Source organism: Paenibacillus sp. cl141a (genome assembly GCF_900109305.1).
Classification (GTDB): domain Bacteria; phylum Bacillota; class Bacilli; order Paenibacillales; family Paenibacillaceae; genus Paenibacillus_AQ; species Paenibacillus_AQ lautus_A.
The window spans coordinates 859,324-879,553 of record NZ_FNZO01000001.1 but is presented as its reverse complement, the minus strand read 5'-3'; the positions used below and the strand labels follow the sequence as shown (position 1 = coordinate 879,553).

The following is a 20,230-nucleotide window of genomic DNA, read 5'->3' as shown; positions in this document are numbered from 1 at the left end:
GAATCAAGATTTCTTATGTCTCTGCAACTATTTTCAAGAATTGATTGATCATTTCAGGGGTAATTTCCTGATTCTCAGGCATGGTTGTTACGGCTGCTTTCTTGTCGACAGATTGAATGGCTACGTTGGATCTGACTCCATTCGAAGCGATACCGGTTCGGGCTTGACCATCATGAACGTTATCATGGTTGGCTAACATCATCATCAGAAAAGCACTTCCCAATCCGATCGACCACATACTCATTTTGTTTTTCTTGTTCATCTGCGTTGCTCCTTCCATCACTTGTAGTGACATACTTAGTATAGACTCCGAACCTTAGTGAGAGATGAAAACAAACTAAAATCCAGTTAAGCAAGTGATGATAAGATCCATTTCATGAGAGTCCGTCTTTTTGCTGGATGCATAACATTGTTTTTTCGTAGACTCGAACGAATCGTTCGTCTAACAAGAATCATAAAGTGATGACGACAACGTTTTATTTCCAGACCTGATCAAGCTTATCAGAATAAAAAGCAATGGCTCGCTGATAGCTCCTGGTCCCCTTGTCATTACTGGTTTCGCTTATTTCTCGTAAAAGCAGTTCCATCGCCTTGTCATACTGTCGCATATTGTACAAGGTCATCGCGTAGAACACCTTGAACTCCCGCGCCTTGGGATATTCCCGCAGTCCTTGCTCGAATATCTCCTTGGATTTGCCGTACATCCCCAATGTACGGTATGTGCTTCCAAGTCCAAGCAAGGCGCCGCACCGTTCGGGATCCTTCAGTCCTAAAGAGATCGTCTTCTCGTAATAAGGAACCGCTTCGCTCTCAAGGCCCATCATATCATGCACCCAGGCCAGCTGATAATGGATATCCGGATCATCCGGGGATTGGGGCAGCAGCTCAAGGAGAATTTTTTTCGCTTCCTCCGGTTTACCTTCGGCGCGAAGTTCAATGGCTTGTTGTATCGTTTTCATGGGGCACATCCCTCTGGAGTTTTATCCGCGTTTTCTACCTTATCTTACCAGACGCCATCCGCACTGGTCAAAATGCCACACCCACCTCATCTTATAAATAACCTAAAGATGAGGTGGGTGTCACAAACTGCTTACTTTTTAATGGTTATGCTTTGTTCTCAACGTTCAAAGCTGGCTTTTCCTCAGCCGCCGTATGGGCTTTGCCCGGCCAGAACGCCCACTTGCCCAACAGCATTGTGATTGCGGGTACCAGGAATGGTCTCACGATAAACGTATCCAGCATAACCCCGATAGCCGTGATGATCCCAAACTGTACCAACACTTGAATCGGAAGCGTGGCCAGTACGGCAAAGGTTCCTGCCAGGATCAAACCGGCCGAGGTGATCACCGAGCTGGTCTCTCCAACGCCTTCTTTGATCGCTTGCTTCAGCGGCATTTGCTTCCGCTTTTGCCATATGCTCGAGATCATGAAGATGTTGTAATCCTCGCCTAACGCAACCAGGAACACAAACGAATACAACGGAATGGCTCCCTGGATGGCCTCGGCTCCCAGGCCGTAATGAATGATGATCCAGCCAAGCCCGAGGGCCGAGAAGTAAGACAAAATGACGGTTGCAATCAGATAAACGGTAGCTACAACGGATCTCAAATACACCAATAAGAGCAGTGTAATCAAACCGATAACGACGGGGATGATCAATTTGGCATCATGCTCGCCCGCGATCTCGGTGTCGTACTGGGTAGCCGTTTGACCGGAGATCCACACGGCTTCGGCCGGATTGCCGACACCTGCCTTCTCCAGTGAAGCCTCCGCGATCTCCCGAAGGTCCGGAATGTGCTGCATTGCTTCCATAGAGTAAGGATTCATGGACAGCTCGATTTCATAACCGATGATATCGTTATTCTCGGCCCCATTCTGCGGCTCGGATACGCGATCCACGTAATCCAGAGCTTTCAGCCGCTCCTCGAGGTCCAAAGCTTGCCCCCCGCTGTCCACCATCACGCGAACCGGCGCAAGCTCTCCTTCCGAGAACTGCTCGCCAATGACGGCGAAACCTTCACGCGAAGGTACATCCTCAGGGAAAGAGGATAAGAGATCGTAAGTGAACTTGATTTGGGACGAGAACGTCGCGAGTCCACCCAATAATACCAATGCTGCCAGGACGACAGTCCAAGGCTTCGTTGTCACCAAGCGGCCGATCCGGCTCTCCTTCTCCTTGTGCGGGGCAGGAACCGGCTTCCCTTTTTTCCGGGCGCGTTCTGCTTGCATCTCCGGCGTTCTTGGAATGAAAGGATAAAACGAACCTCGGCCGAAAATAGCCAACAATGCGGGCACCAATGTCAGACTGGCTATAAACATGATGAGAATCGACAAACTGAAAGGCACGGCAAAACGTTGATATGCCCCGTACTGAGCCAGCAGCAGCGCGAACAGAGACAATACAACCGTGAAGCCGCTCATCGCAATAGCGCCTGAAGAGCTGGTAATCGCCTGAAACAAGGCCTTGCGTTTATCGGGCTCGTGCCATAACAGCTGGCGGAATCTCGAGATCAGGAACAAGCAATAATCCGTACCGGCTCCAAAGAGCAGCACGGTCATAATGGCGATGGATTGGGAATCTACCGTGATCCAGCCTTGATCCGCCATGAACCCGAGAATCGGGCTTGTTACCATATACGCAAAGCCGACCGCAACCAAAGGAATCAGGGCCAGAATCGGCGAACGGTAAATCAACAGCAGCAATATCAGAACAAGAAGCACGGTTGCAATCATGAGCGATACGTCGGCATCCTCGAACAATCCGGTTGCATCAATAGAAATCCCCACCGGTCCCGTTACGCGAGCGCTGATTCCATCTCCGCTCTGGACGGCAGCCTGAAACGGATTGCTGCCCAGCAATTGTTCCGACCGCTTCTCCAGCTCGGTCGTTCCTTCCTTAAGCTGGTCCGTCTCCTGATCTTCTTCAAAAAATACAGGCATCACCAGCGTGCTCCGATCCTCTGATAACTGGGCGCTTAAGGCTTGCTGAGGCAGCTGATGGAAAGGAACCACGAACGTCTGGTACGGGAGCGGATCGGACTCAAGGCTTGCTGTCAATTCCTGCAGCTTGGTCAGCTCCTCTTCGTTTAATCCGTTTTCTTTATGCCATACGACGAGAGCCGGCACGCCGCCATTGCTCGGAAATTCTTTGTCGGCCATCGCTTCCGCTACGACGGACGGAACATCCTCCTTCAGATTGGCGGCATTGTTATCCTCTTTATCTCCAACAGCCGGCCATAGCAAATTCAACGCCAGCGCGATGAGTATCCATACACAGAGCGTGACCCATTTGCTTCGCTTTCCCGCCACCCATTTTCCGTAATTCGGTCCTGATCCGTGCATATGCAGATCCTCTCCATTCCTACGTAGTCTTTATACTTCATCATGATTCTTCCTTCGTAAACCTTGATATTTCAACATTGCAAATTAATTATATATACCGGTAGGTTAATTTTCAATATTTATTTTGAAAATGCGCCCCTCATGTCTTACACTATACACAGGAGGTCATCATGACAAAAATACGCAACCCCCGAAATCCCGGACGTCCCAAAGCAGCTGCCGATCAGATTCCCATCCAGGAAACGATCCTCTGGACCGCCTCCAAGTTGTTCATGGAGAATGGATACGAGTCCGTATCGTTGCAGCAGATCGCGAAGGCTTGCCAAGTGACCAAGGCTTCCATCTATTATCATTTCACAAGTAAACCCGAGCTGTTTAAAATAGCGGTAACCACGATTCTAGATAAAGCTTATGCTTCTACACATCGCTTTTTGCAGGAAGCCGATACCCTAAAGGCTGGATTGATCCGGGTAGCCGAAGCGAAGATTGCCAAGCCTCATGCCGAAATGGAGACGATGATGCGGGAAGCGGAGCCTTTCTTGTCCAAGGAGCAAATGGCCGCTATCCGTGAGGCGGAACAGCGGATTCATGAAGTCCTTGCCGAACAGATTCATCAAGCCATGCAATCCGGCGAGCTTCGGGAAGGCAACGCCTTGCTAATGGCACAAGCTTTCTCAGCCATGCTGATGCTGGGCAATCGTGAAGACACACGAAGCGGTTATGCCAGCTCCCGTGATATGGCAGTGGACATCGTTGATTTGTTCCTGCATGGAGCTGTAAAGCCTGCCAATGAAAATGTCGATGTGTAATTCAAAGCTCTGCATGATCGGGCAAATTTCTTGGCGAGAAGAGTTTCAACGATTACAACCAAAAAGAACGGAGGTCCATTGATGACCTCCGTTCTTTTTGGTGCCTGTTTAGATTTCATTCCAGAACGCAACGTCTTCCAGCGGCAATCTTACCGTCGGACGGCCTGGAGCGGCTGCTTTCCCGATAGCGATCAGCATCACGCTACGGTAATGGGAAGGAATATGGAACTCCTCCACAAACCGATCCTTGTTATATCCGCCCATCGGAACGGTATCGTATCCTCTGGCGCGAGCGCTCAGCATCAGCTGCATGGAGATCAGTCCGGCATCCACGTCCACGATGCTTTCCTTAATGGACGGAGCCAGGTTCGCATACATATTTTCGGCCGTATGAATGAAGCGCTGCTTCACCTCTTCGGTCATATAACCGGCTTCTTCAGACATGGAATAAATCTTCTCGCCCTTCTCATACCATTTCAGATCGCCCAATACAGCGATGACGGCCGATGCTTGAAGAACATGCTCCTGATTGTTGGCGATCGGATGCAGCTTCTTCAAGAGATCCGCATCATCGATCACAAGAAAACGCCATGGCTGCAGGTTGCTTGAAGAAGGCGCCAGTGTAGCATCCTTCAAGATCGCTTCCATCTCTTCTCTTGGAATCTTCACCGATGGGTCGTATTGACGAACCGAGTGGCGTTCCTGAATCACCGTTTGAAAATCGGGTTTTGTTGTCGTTGTTGCAGACATGGTTATCCCTCCAAATTTATATTGTGCAATATTCTGCACAGTTTATCTCGCGGCTTAACTGTGTTGTTTAATGCACAGTATAAAGCACACCTAAATTCTTTGTCAACCCAAATTAGAAGGGCTTATTGAGCGATGTCCGCAATCGTGCGCGACTCCAGTATTTTCAAGGTGCTCTCCTCAATCTCGGACAAGATGCCGGCAAAGGACTCCTTGAATTCCTCGGCAAAACAATGCCCTGCTGCCGCGTCCAGCATACTGTCGCTAATCGATCTGTGAACCTGAAGAATCGAGTATACTTCAGCCAGCGAAATATCGCGGGCATTCTTCCTCAGACGGTATCCCCCGTCCCTTCCTTCACGCGATTCAATCAAATCGGCTTGAGCAAGTGTTTTCAGCACGCGCCGAATCAACGTCGGCTCCGAGTGGAGATACGATGCGATATCGCCGCTAGAACATTTGCCGGAGTGACGCTCAAGGGTCACAAGCGCTTGCACGGCAATACTGAAGGTTTTATAGGTGGACGGGCAGGCCATTGTCGATTTTTTGGAGGCCGCTTCTTTATTTACGCTCATGTTCCTGCCCCCTTTTATGAATAAAAAGCCTTGAATCGGTTCTCACCGGCAGAAGCAGATGTTCCCATGCAGCTTTTCATTATTGTAACGTAAACCTGACACTCCTTCAAGAACATAAGGGCCACTGCTTAATGGCCCTCGTCCTCGACCAGCGCTTGCGACTCAAACAAATTCGCCTCCCGGTAATTCACGTCCATTCTAAGCTGGCTTGCCTGCGTCCGGTCTATATCGCCTTGCTCGAACATGCTCTGAATCTCGTTACGCTCGGATTGAATCGCTTTAAGTTCCAGTTCCATGCGTTCACTGCTCAGCTTCTGTTTTCTTCGGCTCCAAACGCGATCGTTCTGGAGAAAATGCTCCATTGCACGATAATCCGCGATCACCGCTTGCAAGATTTCCTTCTTCTCCGCCGGATTCACCGCTTGAATCTCGACGATCGCCGCACGAATGGCCTCGAGCTTCAACGCCTTATACTGGTCCCAATCCGGATGATCCGGAGACATCGGCACTTCTTTGGACTCTTGGTTTGTCAGCAAGCGCTTCAAATTCTGCCCTAATGTTCTCATTAACAGCTTGATTTTGTATCGGCTGGCAAGCAGCATCTCGACTCTGTCAAGCGAGGATAGGAACAGCCCGGCTGCTCGCGTTGAGGCTTTATGTTCCTTAAGCCATGCTTCGGCAACGCTTCGCTCCGCCGCCAGGCCGATTTTTCTAACTGCGATCGTGGCTTCCCAGAACTCCTTCATGCCGCTCTTATCCGTGATATGAGATTGCTGAATCCGCTTGGTATACGCATAGATGAGTTGGATCGCTTCGTCTTTGTTCTCGTCGGTCATTTCTTCCCGTACGGTGCGAAGACCCGCCTGGAGCATTTGAATCCGTGCTTCTTTTCCATGATCGATCATCGTCGCCGAATCGGCATGTTTCTCCCGGGTCAACAGCGGGAGCAGGACACTCGCGATCACGAGGGTTAAGAGAATCACGCCCGCACAGATAAACAGCATCAAGCTTCGCTCCGGAAAAGGACGGTTGTCCGCAAGGGTCAGCGGAATAGAGAAAGCCGCGGCCAGCGTCAATGCTCCCCTAACGCCCGAGAGGGCCGTCAACAGAGAGGACTTGAACTGACGGTTCGTTGATACCCATACCCATGCGAATCTAAGCAATATCAGCACAGCCGTTATCAGAAATATGTAACCGACGACTTGTCCGTTATTATAGGCAGGGTCGCTCCATATTTGATTCACGACGCCCGGGATTTCATGCCCTAGCAGAATGAACACTAATCCGTTTAGCGTAAAGAGAATGACGGACCAGGTGCTGTCCGACACCACTCTGAGCTTGATGGACGCCGAGCGCATGCGATCCCTCTCCACTGCGTGGGTAACGCCCGCCGCAACGACCGCCAGAATCCCGGATACATGAAACTCCTCGGCTATGAGGTAAATGATGAACGGCGTCAGGATGATGATCAGCATATGAAGCGTGACGTCCTCCATACCAAGCCGGCGCAGCAGCATTCTGAACCAGATCACAAGAAACCCCAGCAATGCACCGATGATGATTCCTCCGACCGCGATGACCAAAAAACTGCCGATAGCCTTCGTCAGGGAGAAATAACCCGTCACCGTTGCTGCAATTGCAAAGTTGAATGCAACCAGACCGGATGCATCATTCATCAGCGCTTCGCCTTCAAGCAAATGCATGATTTTACCCGGCAGCTTCACTCTTCCCGACAAGGAACCTACCGCTACCGCGTCCGTAGGCGACAGTATCGCTGCCAGGGCAAAGGCTGCCGATAACGGGATTGCCGGAATGAGCCAATGAATGAAAGGCCCCGCGATGAAGACCGTAGCAAATACGAGACCCAGCGCCAGCAGCAGGATGTATGATCTCAGCTTCCATAACTCGTCGCGAGGGGTCAGCTTCCCATCATTGAACAAGAGCGGTGCGATGAACAGAACCATGAACAATTCGGGATTCAGCGGCACATGATGAAAACCGCGGACATAGGCGGCTCCGATTCCGAGGGCGATCTGGATCAGCGGAACTGGAATGAACGGAAGAAACCGATGGATCATATTGGATATCCCGATCAAAACCAGAAAAATAAGAACCATTAAAAATATTTCCATCCTGCATTCGCTCCTTTCTGAGGGGATTCATCTATGTAACATTCACTGCCTTTCAATAGACGGGTTTAGGTTGTGTAGAATACCGATGGTTTATTAATGACACGGTAAAGATTCAGCCTTTTGCCTGGAAATTAAAAAGGCTCCTAAAGAGTGTCCTTTAGGAAGCCTATTTAACCAGCCGTTTCGTATTAATAAGCAGTCCAGCCGGCATCGGCTGTGACGACGGTGCCGTTGACAAAGCTGGCTTCATCCGAAGCGAGGAACAATACCACCTTCGCGATCTCTTCCGGTTCGCCCGCCCGCGGGTTCAGGTTCATGCCGGCCATGGCTCGTTCCATGCCGAACGAATTCGGCGCGTTGATGGTGGTACCGATATTGGTGCTGACGCCGCCCGGCGCAACCGCATTACAGCGGATGCCCTGCGTCGCATACTGGAAGCCGACATTTTTGGTCAAGCCGACCACGGCATGTTTAGCCGCCGTATACGCAGCGCCTGCCCTGGACCCCATCAGTCCTCCGGCAGAAGCAATGTTCACAATGACTCCGCTTTTCTTCTCCAAGAAGATCGGCAATGCTTTACGAATGGTTCTCATCGGCCCCGTTGCGTTGATGGCGAATACGCGGTCCCACAGCTCATCCGTCACGTCCGCTGCCGGTACGAAATTGTCCATGATGCCGGCATTGTTGATCAAGATATCAAGCGTTCCGTATTCTTTAACGGTGGCGTCAACCAGCTGCTGCACTTCTTCTTCCTTGGCAACATTCGCAGCCACAGCCAAGGCCGTGCCGCCATTCGCTGCGATTCCGTCCACAACAGCTTGCGCCGCCTCAAGCCGAAGATCGGATACCACGACTTTTGCGCCTTCGGCAGCAAACAATTCTGCCGTCGCTTTTCCCATTCCGGAAGCAGCCCCGGTTACAATCGCAACTTTACCAGATAATCTCATGCTTCATACCCCCATTATTCGTCATTGATCAAATTTTAATATCAGGTACAATATATCAACAGCTGTTCAATACCAAACATATGTCAAATCTAGTATAATCAAAGTATGATATAGGTCACAATCATTAAAAAACGCAAAAGTGTGCGTTAACGAACAAAATGCGGGGATCTGTTTATATTTGAAATAATTAATTTCGTTATATTTTCACCGAAAGGACTCTTGCCTATGCAAACGAACAGAAAAAGGAGCGACCGGCGCATCGTCCGCAGCAGAGAGGCTTTAAAGCAATCGCTGCTGTCGCTGCTCTCGCAAAAAAGCTTCTCCAGCATTTCCATCACGGAAATCGTCGAATCGGCCAACTATAATCGAGGTACCTTCTATACCCACTATGACAACAAAGAAGCCCTTCTGGATGATATCCTGACTCCGCTCATGGAGGAGCTAATCGCTTCATTTAGGGCTCCATACGGGGATGTCGACGTTTTTCATATCGATGAGCTGCCCGCCAACGCGGTCAAAATATTCGATCATATCCATCAAAATGCCGGCGTGTACACATCCCTGTTCAAAAGCGATGTGCTGCCGCTGGTCCGGGATAAAATGTTCACCGCCCTAAAGCAAATCGCCTTGGAGGATTTGGATTATCCGAGCGAAGAGCTCAACCATGAACTTCTCATCATTTACAATATGAACGCCTTAATCGGCCTGGTATTCCACTGGATCGAGAACAATTTCCACTATTCCGTCCCTTATATGAGGGATCAGCTGATTCTTATGATCAACTGGAGGCCGCGAAGCGTTAGGACGCAGATCAAGCGGACGGACCCTACATGAAATCGGCGTTGATAACCTTGATACTGTAAGTAGAAAAACCATGAGCCCTTTCTTAAGCAAGTGAAAGGATTCATGGTTTTTAACGTCGATCTGCCATAGAACACCATTTAAAATACGCTTTCTCCTTTCCTTCACAGGTTCCTCAGCGGTTAATCGATCATGAACCCGCTTTTCTTACAACCGGATTCTTATTCTTGTTGGTCTAAAGGCATGGATAGGACCGTCATCGTCGTTGTATGCCCATACTCGCTGCACTGATAGATAAAGGTTTCGAGAGACTTCATCGAACCTGTTTCGATTTTCATCAGAAAATTGTATTGGCCGCTGACTTGGTATATCTCGACGACCTCCTGCGATTGTTTGGCGAATGTCGTCAGACGGCCGCAATGACTGGCTTGGATCAGGATGAAGGCCGTTACGCCCTTCCCCATTTTTTCAGTTGAAAGAACCGTACGATACTCTGTAATTACGCCTTTCTCCTCCAAACGCTTCACACGCTCGGATACCGCAGGCTGCGTCATGTTGACCTTTCTCCCCAATTCGGAGAAGGAGATTCTTGCATTATGCTTTAACAGCTCCAAGATTTGAAGATCAATTTGATCCATGATTACACCCTCCTGCCTTCCCAACTTCATTTTCCAAGTCGAATGTACGAAACAGCTATGATTTCAAAGTATTACGGTAGGAATTCCTTGATTACCATCTGTAACTATACGGCTCTGATTTATACAATGGAACTAGGTTAACAAGCCACATTCTAGGAGGTAAATACAATGACAATCAGCCTGCACGATTCCATACAAATCGGAACCTTACAATTGAAGAACCGAATGATCATGGCTCCTATGCAGCAAAATCAAGGAACGCCGGATTCTCATGCAACCGATTATCATGTAAAATTTTACAGTGAACGGGCGGAACATGTCAGTATGATCATTATCGAATCTACCGTCGTGTCGGCAAACGGCCGGTTGTTCCCGGACGATATTGGAATATATACCGAACTGCATGCAGCTTCCCTACGCAGAATTGTCGATGCGGTCCATGCGAAAGGAACGCCGATCTTCATCCAATTGACCCACGCTGGCAGAAAAGCATGGCCTACCGTCACCGAAAAAAGCCTGGCTCCTAGTGCGATTGCCTACGATGATCAATACGGACTTCCCGAAACGATGTCCCAAGCGGACATTAACGCGGTCATCGACCAGTTCCGGATGGCTGCCTGCCGAAGCCTCCAAGCCGGCTTTGATGGAATCGAGCTTCATGCCGCCCACGGTCATCTCCTCCACCAATTCCTTTCCCCGCTGTCGAATCAGCGAACAGACGCATATGGTGGGAACCTTGAAAACAGAGTCCGCTTCATCCAGGAAGTTCTGTTGGCCATCCGTACCGAAGTAGGAAACGACTACCCGGTGCAATTGCGGGTTTCTGCATCCGACTTTGCCGATGGCGGCCTGACGCCGGCAGAGGTTGCGCTCTCCTTGACGTACCTTCAGTCCGAACTGGATGCCGTGCATGTATCTTCAGGCGGTCTCGTTCCTGCTGCACCTTTAGCCACGCCGGAAGGCTACCAAACACCTTATGCGGCGGTGATCAAACAATATGTAAACATTCCGGTTATCGCGGTCGGCAATATACGCACCCAGGCGTTCGCCAATTTCATTCTAGCAGATGGGATGGCAGATATGATAGCCATCGGCCGCCCATTGCTGGAAGATGCAAATTTCGGTAAAAAAATGCTGACCTTAGTTTAATGACTGCGAACTCAAGCAACATAGTCGTTAACTTGCGCAATTCAATAGAAAAGCCAAAGGCCGTCTCCGCAGGGAGCTTGGAACTCCCCTCGGAGACGGCCTATTCTTGAATGCCGACCAATTTTGCATCAGAACCAATTTGCCGATCCTCCTCAATTAACCGTGATCAAACGCCCCCATTGCTGTAGCAAATGGACAGGAGGTTTAGAGTACCGTCAGGATCGAAACATCTTAAGCCGGCGGCAGGGTCGTCGATTGGCGGACGATCAGCTCCGGGGGGAGCACGATTCGACAGGCAGGATCACCCTTGCCGGACAGCCCCCTTACGACAAGATCAACCGCCATGCGGCCCATCTGCTCGATCGGCTGGGCAATAACGGTCAGCGGCGGATCGGTTACGCTGGCCAGAATCGTATCGTCAAAGCTGACGACCGAACATTCCTCCGGTACGCGCAGTCCGAGTTCGCGGGCCGCCCGAAGGGCACCGACCGCCAGCAGGTCGTTGCAGCAGAACAGTGCCGTGGGTCTTACCGCTAGCTCCAGCATGGCTTTGGCTCGTCGGTAACCATCCTCGATCTTATGGTCACAGGCCGCAATACAGCCGGGGGACAGCTCCAAACCGTGTGAAGCGGCAGCTTCAACAAATCCCCTTACCCGCTCGCTGCTGCTTGTCACCCGTTCATTCTCAGCAAGCACTGCGAGTCTGCGATGACCCAATTGTAGCAGATGCTCCGCAGCCAGTCGTCCTCCCTCCAGGTCATGTACCCGGACGCTGCTGGCATCAAGCGCAGGATTGTCCCGGGCAATAAGCGCTATCGCCAGCGAATGCTCTTGAAGCGGCTTAAGCAGCTCGCCATGGGATATACCCGTCCCGATAATCACGCCATCCACTTGCTTCTGCCTCAACAGATTAACGTAGCGCTTTACTTTCTCTTCTTGGTTGTCCGTGCTGCAGATGATCACGCTGTAACCGAGCTGATGTCCTTGATCCTCGACGGAGCGAGCCATCTCCGCAAAAAACGGGTTGGAGATATCGGGAACGAGCAATCCAAGAGTAAAGGTTCTTTTGCCGGCGAGGGCGGAAGCAATCGCGTTCGGCCGATAGTTCAGGCGCTTCATGATATCCAGAATTTCCTCACGCCGTTCGCGGCTGATCTTGCCCTTGCCGTTGATGACATGAGAAACGGTGGCAATGGAGACGCCGGCTTCGCGCGCAACGTCATAAATAGTCGCTCTTATCATCCCTTGTGCTCCATTTGTTTAATTTTGGAATTTCAATTTATTATGCGCCTTCCTCTCTTTTAGCGCAAGGCCGATTTATCGTTAATGCCGCCTGCAGACATTCAATCAATAACCCTTGCCTGGATCTTACCTGACTTTATCTCATCAGCCAGTCATGATCCGGGTCGTTGCGAAATTTCCATATTCGCTTCGGACCTGCCATGACGTTCAGGTAATACACGTCATAACCCGGAGGGGCGGAGACCGGATGGTAGCCTTCTGGCACCATCACGGCCTCGCCGTCTTTGACAGCCATCGTTTCGTCCAGCGACCGGTCATCCGTGTAGACCCGCTGCACGGCAAACCCCTGCTCCGGCTCAATCCGGAAATAGTAGGTTTCCTCCAGCAGCGACTCCTCCGGCAGCTCGTCGCGGTCATGCTTGTGGGGCGGGTAACTGGACCAGTTGCCTCCGTCCGTAAACACCTCGACCACCAGCAAACTGTCGGCCGGATTTTGCTCCGGCAAAATATTGTGCACCAGACGCGACATGCTTCCGCTGCCCCGGTTCTCGACGCCCACATCCTGGGGCTCAATCATACGTGCTCGATGCTTCCCTTGCCCCGGGGCAAGGCACACCGCCAGCTCCATTTCAGTAAGAGCCTTGACCTCATACTGCTGTTGCGAAGGCACATAAACGGTATAGGGGGGCGTCTTCTCAAACACGCTCATGCGTTTGCCAATGTTGTCCCAGCTTTCTCCCCCGGCCTTCACGTCGGCCCGCCCCGACAGTAGGACAAGGGCCGCCTCCTGATCTCCCGTGGCCCGGCTCAGCGTCTGGCCTTCGCTCAAACGGAAAACCTGGAAGCCTACGTACTCCCATCCTGCCGTCTGCGGCGTAATCGACAGCACGCATCCGTCCCGGTCCGGTGTTGTTGAGGGCACTATTAAGTTCGGCATGGTCTTTCTCCTCCTTTGTCTCGGATCAGATCAGCAAATCATGAAGGTATTAACCCACTGAAGTACCGGCGGTCAGCTCGGCCAGCTTCACCGAACGGCCCTGTTCCAGCGAGCGTTTAGCCGCCAGCGCGATCAGCTCAGCCTGCAGGCCGTCGTGACCAGTAACGGGCACTGGCGTGCCGTTCTGAAGGCTTTCGATAAACTGCTTCGCCTCGTTCATGTACGCTTCCGTGTACCGTTCCAGAAAGAAATACAACGGCTTGTCACGGGTGACGCCTTCCGGGCCGCTGACCACCGTGGTGCTTGGATAATCGTTGTCGGCGGTCACGCTGCCGCCGGAGCCGAATACCTCCACCCGCTGATCATACCCGTAGACGGCTTTGCGGCTGTTGTCGATGACGCCGAGCGCGCCGCTTTCAAACCGAAGCATCGTCACGGCTGTGTCAATGTCGCCCTGCTCGCCGATGGCGGGGTCCACCAGCACCGCGCCTTGGGCGAACACCTCGACCACCTCGCTGCCCAATAGGTAACGGGCGATGTCAAAATCATGAATCGCCATATCCATAAACAGGCCGCCGGAACCTTTAATATAATCCGGATGCGGCGGGTTCGGATCGCGCGAGGTGATCTTGATCAGATGCGGTTCCCCGATTCTTCCCTCGGATACAATCTCCCGAACGCGTCTGAAGTTGTGGTCGAACCTGCGGTTGAAGCCGATCTGCAGGCTAACGCCAGCCGCTTTCACGGCCGCCAGCGCTTCGCGGGTCCGGTCCACGCTCAAACTGACCGGCTTCTCGCAGAAAATATGCTTGCCGTTTGCGGCGGCCTGCTTAATGAGCGGGACATGCGTATCCGTCGAGGAGCAGATCAATACGGCATCGATATCCGGGCGTTCCAAGATTTCGATGCTGTTGTTTGTAACGACGGGGATGGCCCGCGACGCCGCCCAGGCCCGCAGCTCGTCGCCGGCAAACAGGTCGCCGATGGCCGAAATCTTCGCCCCGGGCAAGCGCAGCAGGTTATCCGCATGGATTTTGCCGATTCGTCCGGCACCGATGATTCCGATATGAATGGTTTTCATAAGAACGTCTCCTCTGCTTCAGGGCTACCAGCGCGCCGTCACCATTTTTTTGCGGGTATAGAATTCCACGCCGTCCGTGCCGTTGGCATGCAGGTCTCCATAGAAGGAGTTTTTCCAGCCGGAGAACGGAAAGAAAGCCATCGGCGCAGGAACGCCGAGGTTCACGCCCAGCATGCCGGCATCGATATGTTCGCGGAACTGGCGCACATCGCTGCCGTCCTGAGTGAACAGACAGGCCCCGTTCGCGAAATCGGAGTGGTTTGATATGTCAATTGCCTCCTCCAGTGTTTCCGCCCGCATGATGGACAACACCGGGGCGAAAATTTCGTCCTTCCAAATCTTCATCTCGCTTGTCACTTCATCAAAAATCGTCGGTCCGACAAAATATCCGGCCCCGTTGACGGCCTCGTCCGCGCGGCCATCACGAATCAGTTTCGCTCCTTCCCGCTCGCCCGCTTCGATATAAAAGAGCGTGCGCTCCTTGTGGGCTTGCCGGATCACCGGCCCCAGAAAGACGCCTTCGTCCGCTCCGTTGCCGATGGAGATTTCATCGGCGGCCTGCTTCAGCTTAGCGATTAGCGGCTCCGCTGCGTCCCCTACGGCCACCACCACGGAGCAGGCCATGCAGCGCTCACCGGCAGAGCCGAAGGCAGCGCTGACGATCTGGGTGACGGCGGCGTCCAAATCGGCTGTCGGCATCACGATGCTGTGGTTTTTTGCTCCGGCCAAGGCTTGCACGCGCTTGCCATGGGCAGAAGCGGTTTTGTACACATGCTCCGCCACCGGTTGGGAGCCGACGAAGGACACGGCGGCGATGCCGGGATGTTCCAGCAAAGCGTTGACTACATCATGGGCGCCGTGAACGAGGTTCAGGACGCCGTCCGGCAGGCCGGCTTCCGAGAACAGCTCTGCCAGACGCTGGGCCAGGAGCGGCGTACGTTCCGAAGGCTTCAGCACGAACGCGTTGCCGCAAGCGATGGCGAGCGGGAACATCCAGCATGGCACCATCATTGGAAAATTGAACGGCGTGATGCCGGCCACAACGCCGATCGGATACCGGTACATGCCCGATTCCAAATGGGTGGCGATGTCCGGAAGCTGCTTGCCCATCATCAGCGTCGGCGCACCGGCGGCAAACTCGACGCATTCGATGCCGCGCTGGACTTCGCCGTAGGCTTCGGCATAGCTTTTGCCGTTCTCCGCCGTAATCAGGCGTGCCAGCTCCTCCCAGTGCTCTACGAGCAGCTGCTGATACTTGAACAGTATCCGCGCGCGTCGAGGCACGGGGATCTTGGCCCAGTCGCGTCCGGCTTTGACGGCGGCCTGCACCGCCTGTTCCACATCCTCCTTGGTGGAAAGCGGAACATAAGCAAGGATTTCTTCCGTCGCCGGATTATAGACCGGATCGCTGCGTTCCGATCGGGATGGCACGAATTCTCCGCCGATATAATTGTTCAGGATTTGCGTCATGCGTGTTGGCCCCTTTCGATTGAATCAGTCAGGATAAAATAATGAATGCTCCTTCAAGAATTGGCGGTAATTTCGCCTCGCTTGCAGCGCTCGATATAATCGAGAATCGCGGCGCTTGTCGGCATCGCATCGGAGCAGCTGTGGCTGGAGATGACGATGCTCGCTGCAGCACTTCCGAACTCCATGCAGCGTTCGATAGCCCAGCCTTGCAGTAGGCCGTACAGGAAACCGGCAGCATACGAATCCCCCGCTCCGAACGTCTTGATGACCTTCGCCGGAAAGCTTTGAGCTGTATGGCTCCCACCGCCGGGGGTATAAGCGATGGACCCCTCCTTGCCGTGCTTGATAATGACGATCTTGGCCCTGTATTCAAACCACTTGGCAGCCGTGACGCGGTCGCTTCGTTCCGGGTTGCCGCCGAACTGCTCCATCATATCGAACTCCTCGCGCGTGCCGAGGACAATGTCGCATTTTTCCGCCGCTAAATTGTAATAGGTTGCCGTCTCCTGCGGGGATTTCCATGTGTACGGACGGTAATCGAGGTCAAACGCGATCACGGTGCCGTGGCGCTTGGCATAGTCCAGAGCCAGAAACACGGCTTCCCGGGAGGGGCTGGCCGCGAGCGCGGTCCCGGAGATGAGTACCATTTTGGCGGATGCGATCAGCTCCTCGCTCACTTCCCCCGTCTCCAGCAGCAAGTCCGCGGCGTTGTCCCGATACATCAGAATGCTGCAGTCGCTCGGGCTCCTGATCTCGGTAAAAGCCAGACCCGTTACGGCCCCCGTGTGGTCGGTTGAGACGCCGTTCGTCGTTATCCCGTTATCCTCCAGATATTTGGTAATAAAACGCCCCATCTGATCGTCCGCCACCTTGCCGATGAAGCCTGTATTCAGGCCCAGGCGGGCCATCCCGATACAGATATTGGCGGGGGATCCGCCCACATATTTGGTAAACTTGCTCGTCTCTTCCATCGGCCGGTTAATCTCATTGGCGTTCAGGTCGATGCACAGTCTGCCCACGGCCACGAAATCCATCGTTTTTTCGTTTTTGAACGTGATTTCACTCATGGATAAACCTCCTCGTTCGGATCAGCCCTGGCCGAGCAACCATATGATTCTGACTCCATGGCTCCGCTCTTCTATGGACCGTATCGCTTACAGCTCGTCATACTTTCAGTTAAAAACTTCCAAACGGAAAACACTCCCCGCTCAAGCCGCCCACATTTGAGTTCGTTACTGGGGGGATGAGTATGTTACGATTCCTCACCATACGGGAGTCATGTCGCCTTGAGCCAAGCTCGACCCTCGAGAGGTGGACTTCAGCCCTGTATCTTCGTCAGTCCGTCCAAGCTGTCCAAGTATTCAATCGCCCGTTGAGCGTACTCCTTGGCCGGATGCAGCGCCGGATCCTGCTCACCCTCCAGCATCGCCCAGCCGTCATAGCCGCGTTCAACGAGCTCTCCGATAATCGGCGCGAAATCGATGCATCCATCGCCGGGAACCGTAAACACGCCCCTGCGGATGCAGCTTACGAAATCGCAGTTGTCCAGTCTCGCCTGTTCCAGCACATCAGGCCGGATATCCTTCAGGTGGATATACGCGATCCGGTCATAATGCTTGCGGAGCAGCTCCAGCGGGTCGTTCCCCCCGTAATAGGCATGACCGGTATCGTACAGGAGAGACACCAGCGAAGCGTCGGTCATGGCCATCAGCCGGTCGACCTCGTAAGGCTGCTCCACAACCGTACCGCCATGATGATGATAAGCCAGCTTCATGCCGTAACTCGCCGCAATCTCCCCTGCCTGGTTCAGCCCTTCCGCCAGGCTTTCCCATCCGGCGTCATCCAACCGCAGCACGATGCTCTCATTCGGCGTCCGGCGGGGATCGAAATGCAGCGAGCCGCCTACCTCCGCCGTGCTGATGACTTTGCTGCCAAACCCCGCCAGAAACTCCGCATGCCGGCGGTAGTCCTCCAGTTCCTGCTTCCGGTAATCGGGATCGGAGAACAGCACCGATTTCCACTGGGAAACCAGCTGGATACCGCGGGCATCCAGCTCCCGTTTCAGAACCGCAGGATCCTTCGGGAATTTACGGCCCATCTCCGTGCCTTTCAGCCCCAAAGCCGCAATATCGTCCACAATCGTCTCAAACGCCGTGCCGTCTCCATGCTCTTTTACATCCTCGCCGACCCAGTTGATGGGATGGATCCCAAGCTTAAACAGCCTGTTGCTCATATTCATCACTCCTTTGCTTTGTGAGGTTGGGGCATGCTTCCTTGCTCAAGTGCCCTTAACCGACGGCTTCCTTGCTCCGAACACCTTCATGGCCTTCCGTCTAACGGGCTACCATGACAGCCTTTCTTGTCTGCACCGCGCTTGCTTTCTCCGGCGCGGATGTTGCGCGTTGGATGACGGTCGTCGACCACATCCCTAGGCTATAAAGTTAAAGGCCTTTCAGCGCAGCCGCTTAGTAGGGCCTGGCTTCCTTGCTTCGGGCCGCCATCTGGCGCTGCGCATCAGTTACCTTGCTTGAGGCCGACACCTCCGGCACCTCTACGCGCCACCAGGACTCATAACCGTCGGTGTTCGTTCCCGGAACGACCGGAATTTCGATCAGCGTTGTCACCGTTTCCTTCCGTGCGTGAAGCAGCGCTTCACGCAGCTCCGCCGGCGTACGGCCCTTGTAGGCTTTGGCGCCAAGCGCGCGTGCGTGGGCGGCAAAATCAATCGGAAGATAATCGCCGGTGAGTCGTCCCGTGCCTTCCTCGCGGCGGCGGAATTCGTTGCCGAAGCCGTCGCTGCCGTTGCTCCGCTGCAAATTGTGAATGCATTGGAAGCCGTGGTTGTCGAACAGCAGTATCGTTATCTTGCGGCCTTCCTGCAAGCTGGTGACCAACTCCGAGTGCATCATCAGATAACTGCCGTCGCCCACCAGTGCATAAACCTCGCGGTCCGGTTCCGCCAGGGCCGCGCCCAAAGCGCCGCTCACCTCATACCCCATGCAGGAGAAACCATATTCCATGTGGTACGTCTTCGGTTCGGCCGGTCTCCATAACCGGTGCAGATCTCCTGGAAGACTGCCTGCCGCACAGACGATGACCGATGACGGGGAGATGACCTCGTTAATGACGCCGAGCGCCCTCGTCTGCGACAAGCCGTCGGGATGCTCCTCAGCGTACAGACGGTCTACCTCGCTGTCCCACTCGGCTTTCAGCCCGGCAAGCTCGCCTTTTTCGTACCCGGCTTGATAGCCTTTTTGAGACAGGACCCCCTTCAGTGCCTGCAGCCCTTCCTTCGCATCGGCGATCAGCGCTTCGCCGCCGAGCTTGGCTCCGTCCGCGCTGTTGACGTTCAGGTTCAGGAACGATACGTCCTCCCGTTGAAACGCCCATTTGGAGGACGTCGTAAAGTCCGAATAGCGGGTGCCGATGCCGATAATCAGATCGGCCTTTGCCGCTGCGCGGTTCGCCGCCAGCGAGCCGGTTACGCCCATCGCCCCCAGGTTTAGGGGGTGATCCCAGGGAAGCGCGCTTTTACCGGCCTGCGTTTCTGCGACCGGGATGCCGAAGGCTTCCGCAAAGGCTTCCAAATCCCCGGCAGCCTCGCTGTAGTGCACGCCGCCTCCTGCGATGATGAGCGGCCGCTTGCTTGCTGCAAACCGTGCCGCCGCCCGCATCAGTCCTTGTGCCGCAGGCGGTCGGCGGTCGATAGCGTGCACGGTTTTCTCGAACAGCGAATCGGGGTAATCGTAAGCCTCGGCCTGCACGTCCTGCGGCAGCGCGAGGGTGACCGCTCCCGTCTCCGCCGGATCCGTCAAAACGCGGATCGCCTGCCGGACCGCCGCAATCAGCTGCTCCGGCCGGGAGATCCGGTCCCAGTACCGGCTCACCGGCTTGAATGCATCGGCGGCCGATACGGTGTAGTCCGACGAGGCTTCGATCTGCTGAAGTACCGGATCAGGCTGGCGGCAGGCAAAGTTGTCCCCAGGCAGCAGCAGAACCGGAATGCGGTTCACGGTTGCCGTTGCCGCTGCGGTGACCATATTCAGCGCGCCGGGTCCGATGGAGGAAGTGCAGGCCCAGATTTGCCGCCGGTTCTTTTGCTTGGCATACGCCGTCGCGGCGTGCACCATGCCCTGTTCGTTTTTGCCCTGCATATAAACCAGATCCCCGGCGCTTCGTTCCAAAGCCTCGCCAAGGCCGGTCACGTTGCCGTGGCCGAAGATTCCCATTACCCCGCGCACAAACTTCGTCTCCACCCCATCGACGGAAACATACTGTGCATCCAAAAACTTCAGCAGCGCCTGTGCCATCGTTAATCGAATCGTTGTCAACCGGTTCATCTCCTTTTCATCGTCAATAT

At 53.7% G+C, this 20,230-nt stretch carries 18 protein-coding genes; 3 read left to right on the top strand and 15 right to left on the bottom strand.

Annotated elements, in window-relative coordinates:
* Positions 1 to 13: 13 nt before the first annotated feature.
* From BMX45_RS04150 to BMX45_RS04140, 3 genes are all read right to left on the bottom strand, one after another.
* On the bottom strand, positions 14 to 262 hold the full coding sequence (locus BMX45_RS04150) for a hypothetical protein (RefSeq protein ID WP_090908618.1): 249 nt from the start codon (positions 260 to 262) through the stop codon (positions 14 to 16).
* A gap of 214 nt (positions 263 to 476) precedes the next feature.
* Positions 477 to 959, bottom strand: coding sequence for a tetratricopeptide repeat protein (locus BMX45_RS04145; RefSeq protein ID WP_090908617.1), 483 nt, complete (start codon positions 957 to 959; stop codon positions 477 to 479).
* Positions 960 to 1,104: 145 nt separating this feature from the next.
* Complete coding sequence (locus tag BMX45_RS04140) at positions 1,105 to 3,342, bottom strand: MMPL family transporter (protein WP_090908616.1); 2,238 nt, start codon at positions 3,340 to 3,342, stop codon at positions 1,105 to 1,107.
* 170 nt (positions 3,343 to 3,512) lie between these two features.
* On the opposite strand from BMX45_RS04140, the gene BMX45_RS04135 reads away from it, so the two are divergent.
* Positions 3,513 to 4,151 (top strand): TetR/AcrR family transcriptional regulator, encoded by a 639-nt coding sequence (locus tag BMX45_RS04135; RefSeq protein ID WP_090908615.1) that lies wholly within the window; start codon positions 3,513 to 3,515, stop codon positions 4,149 to 4,151.
* Between the two features lie 108 nt (positions 4,152 to 4,259).
* Here the strand turns inward: BMX45_RS04135 and BMX45_RS04130 are convergent, their stop codons facing one another.
* The 4 genes from BMX45_RS04130 to BMX45_RS04115 form a co-directional block, all read right to left on the bottom strand.
* On the bottom strand, positions 4,260 to 4,901 hold the full coding sequence (locus BMX45_RS04130) for a nitroreductase family protein (protein WP_090908614.1): 642 nt from the start codon (positions 4,899 to 4,901) through the stop codon (positions 4,260 to 4,262).
* A 122-nt stretch (positions 4,902 to 5,023) separates the two neighbouring features.
* Complete coding sequence (locus BMX45_RS04125) at positions 5,024 to 5,473, bottom strand: RrF2 family transcriptional regulator (protein ID WP_090908613.1); 450 nt, start codon at positions 5,471 to 5,473, stop codon at positions 5,024 to 5,026.
* A gap of 128 nt (positions 5,474 to 5,601) precedes the next feature.
* Positions 5,602 to 7,605: a Na+/H+ antiporter gene (locus BMX45_RS04120; RefSeq protein ID WP_090908612.1), complete on the bottom strand. Its 2,004-nt coding sequence runs from the start codon at positions 7,603 to 7,605 to the stop codon at positions 5,602 to 5,604.
* Between the two features lie 188 nt (positions 7,606 to 7,793).
* A complete protein-coding gene (locus BMX45_RS04115; RefSeq protein ID WP_090908611.1) occupies positions 7,794 to 8,552 on the bottom strand; it encodes an SDR family oxidoreductase in 759 nt (252 codons plus the stop codon).
* Between the two features lie 225 nt (positions 8,553 to 8,777).
* Between BMX45_RS04115 and BMX45_RS04110 the strand changes: the two genes are divergently transcribed.
* A complete protein-coding gene (locus BMX45_RS04110) occupies positions 8,778 to 9,386 on the top strand; it encodes a TetR/AcrR family transcriptional regulator (protein ID WP_090908610.1) in 609 nt (202 codons plus the stop codon).
* Positions 9,387 to 9,574: 188 nt separating this feature from the next.
* Here BMX45_RS04110 and BMX45_RS04105 read toward each other — a convergent pair whose 3' ends face one another.
* A complete protein-coding gene (locus tag BMX45_RS04105; RefSeq protein ID WP_090908609.1) occupies positions 9,575 to 9,991 on the bottom strand; it encodes an Lrp/AsnC family transcriptional regulator in 417 nt (138 codons plus the stop codon).
* A gap of 168 nt (positions 9,992 to 10,159) precedes the next feature.
* On the opposite strand from BMX45_RS04105, the gene BMX45_RS04100 reads away from it, so the two are divergent.
* Positions 10,160 to 11,140 (top strand): oxidoreductase, encoded by a 981-nt coding sequence (locus tag BMX45_RS04100; protein ID WP_090908608.1) that lies wholly within the window; start codon positions 10,160 to 10,162, stop codon positions 11,138 to 11,140.
* Positions 11,141 to 11,371: 231 nt separating this feature from the next.
* Here BMX45_RS04100 and BMX45_RS04095 read toward each other — a convergent pair whose 3' ends face one another.
* The 7 genes from BMX45_RS04095 to iolD form a co-directional block, all read right to left on the bottom strand.
* A complete protein-coding gene (locus BMX45_RS04095; protein ID WP_175495028.1) occupies positions 11,372 to 12,382 on the bottom strand; it encodes a LacI family DNA-binding transcriptional regulator in 1,011 nt (336 codons plus the stop codon).
* 136 nt (positions 12,383 to 12,518) lie between these two features.
* Complete coding sequence (gene iolB / locus BMX45_RS04090) at positions 12,519 to 13,319, bottom strand: 5-deoxy-glucuronate isomerase (protein ID WP_090908607.1); 801 nt, start codon at positions 13,317 to 13,319, stop codon at positions 12,519 to 12,521.
* Positions 13,320 to 13,368: 49 nt separating this feature from the next.
* Positions 13,369 to 14,400, bottom strand: a complete 1,032-nt coding sequence (gene iolG / locus BMX45_RS04085; RefSeq protein ID WP_090908606.1) for an inositol 2-dehydrogenase — start codon at positions 14,398 to 14,400, stop codon at positions 13,369 to 13,371.
* Between the two features lie 24 nt (positions 14,401 to 14,424).
* Positions 14,425 to 15,870, bottom strand: a complete 1,446-nt coding sequence (locus BMX45_RS04080) for a CoA-acylating methylmalonate-semialdehyde dehydrogenase (protein ID WP_090908605.1) — start codon at positions 15,868 to 15,870, stop codon at positions 14,425 to 14,427.
* A 53-nt stretch (positions 15,871 to 15,923) separates the two neighbouring features.
* Entirely contained in the window at positions 15,924 to 16,937 is a 1,014-nt protein-coding gene (gene iolC / locus BMX45_RS04075) for a 5-dehydro-2-deoxygluconokinase (protein WP_090908604.1), read from the bottom strand.
* A 251-nt stretch (positions 16,938 to 17,188) separates the two neighbouring features.
* Complete coding sequence (gene iolE, locus BMX45_RS04070; protein WP_090908603.1) at positions 17,189 to 18,103, bottom strand: myo-inosose-2 dehydratase; 915 nt, start codon at positions 18,101 to 18,103, stop codon at positions 17,189 to 17,191.
* Positions 18,104 to 18,335: 232 nt separating this feature from the next.
* The gene (gene iolD / locus BMX45_RS04065) at positions 18,336 to 20,201 is read right to left on the bottom strand and encodes a 3D-(3,5/4)-trihydroxycyclohexane-1,2-dione acylhydrolase (decyclizing) (protein ID WP_090908602.1); all 1,866 of its coding nucleotides are present in this window, start codon (positions 20,199 to 20,201) and stop codon (positions 18,336 to 18,338) included.
* Between the last annotated feature and the right edge of the window lie 29 nt (positions 20,202 to 20,230).

What these genes read in the sequence shown, in the direction of transcription:
- iolE (WP_090908603.1), bottom strand. Translation starts at nt 18,103, where the DNA reads ATGAGCAACAGGCTGTTTAAGCTTGGGATCCATCCCATCAACTGGGTC.
- BMX45_RS04115 (WP_090908611.1), bottom strand. Translation starts at nt 8,552, where the DNA reads ATGAGATTATCTGGTAAAGTTGCGATTGTAACCGGGGCTGCTTCCGGA.
- BMX45_RS04150 (WP_090908618.1), bottom strand. Translation starts at nt 262, where the DNA reads ATGAACAAGAAAAACAAAATGAGTATGTGGTCGATCGGATTGGGAAGT.
- iolB (WP_090908607.1), bottom strand. Translation starts at nt 13,319, where the DNA reads ATGCCGAACTTAATAGTGCCCTCAACAACACCGGACCGGGACGGATGC.
- BMX45_RS04140 (WP_090908616.1), bottom strand. Translation starts at nt 3,342, where the DNA reads ATGCACGGATCAGGACCGAATTACGGAAAATGGGTGGCGGGAAAGCGA.
- BMX45_RS04145 (WP_090908617.1), bottom strand. Translation starts at nt 959, where the DNA reads ATGAAAACGATACAACAAGCCATTGAACTTCGCGCCGAAGGTAAACCG.
- BMX45_RS04080 (WP_090908605.1), bottom strand. Translation starts at nt 15,870, where the DNA reads ATGACGCAAATCCTGAACAATTATATCGGCGGAGAATTCGTGCCATCC.
- BMX45_RS04135 (WP_090908615.1), top strand. Translation starts at nt 3,513, where the DNA reads ATGACAAAAATACGCAACCCCCGAAATCCCGGACGTCCCAAAGCAGCT.
- iolG (WP_090908606.1), bottom strand. Translation starts at nt 14,400, where the DNA reads ATGAAAACCATTCATATCGGAATCATCGGTGCCGGACGAATCGGCAAA.
- iolC (WP_090908604.1), bottom strand. Translation starts at nt 16,937, where the DNA reads ATGAGTGAAATCACGTTCAAAAACGAAAAAACGATGGATTTCGTGGCC.
- BMX45_RS04100 (WP_090908608.1), top strand. Translation starts at nt 10,160, where the DNA reads ATGACAATCAGCCTGCACGATTCCATACAAATCGGAACCTTACAATTG.
- BMX45_RS04095 (WP_175495028.1), bottom strand. Translation starts at nt 12,382, where the DNA reads ATGATAAGAGCGACTATTTATGACGTTGCGCGCGAAGCCGGCGTCTCC.
- BMX45_RS04120 (WP_090908612.1), bottom strand. Translation starts at nt 7,605, where the DNA reads ATGGAAATATTTTTAATGGTTCTTATTTTTCTGGTTTTGATCGGGATA.
- BMX45_RS04130 (WP_090908614.1), bottom strand. Translation starts at nt 4,901, where the DNA reads ATGTCTGCAACAACGACAACAAAACCCGATTTTCAAACGGTGATTCAG.
- BMX45_RS04125 (WP_090908613.1), bottom strand. Translation starts at nt 5,473, where the DNA reads ATGAGCGTAAATAAAGAAGCGGCCTCCAAAAAATCGACAATGGCCTGC.
- BMX45_RS04110 (WP_090908610.1), top strand. Translation starts at nt 8,778, where the DNA reads ATGCAAACGAACAGAAAAAGGAGCGACCGGCGCATCGTCCGCAGCAGA.
- BMX45_RS04105 (WP_090908609.1), bottom strand. Translation starts at nt 9,991, where the DNA reads ATGGATCAAATTGATCTTCAAATCTTGGAGCTGTTAAAGCATAATGCA.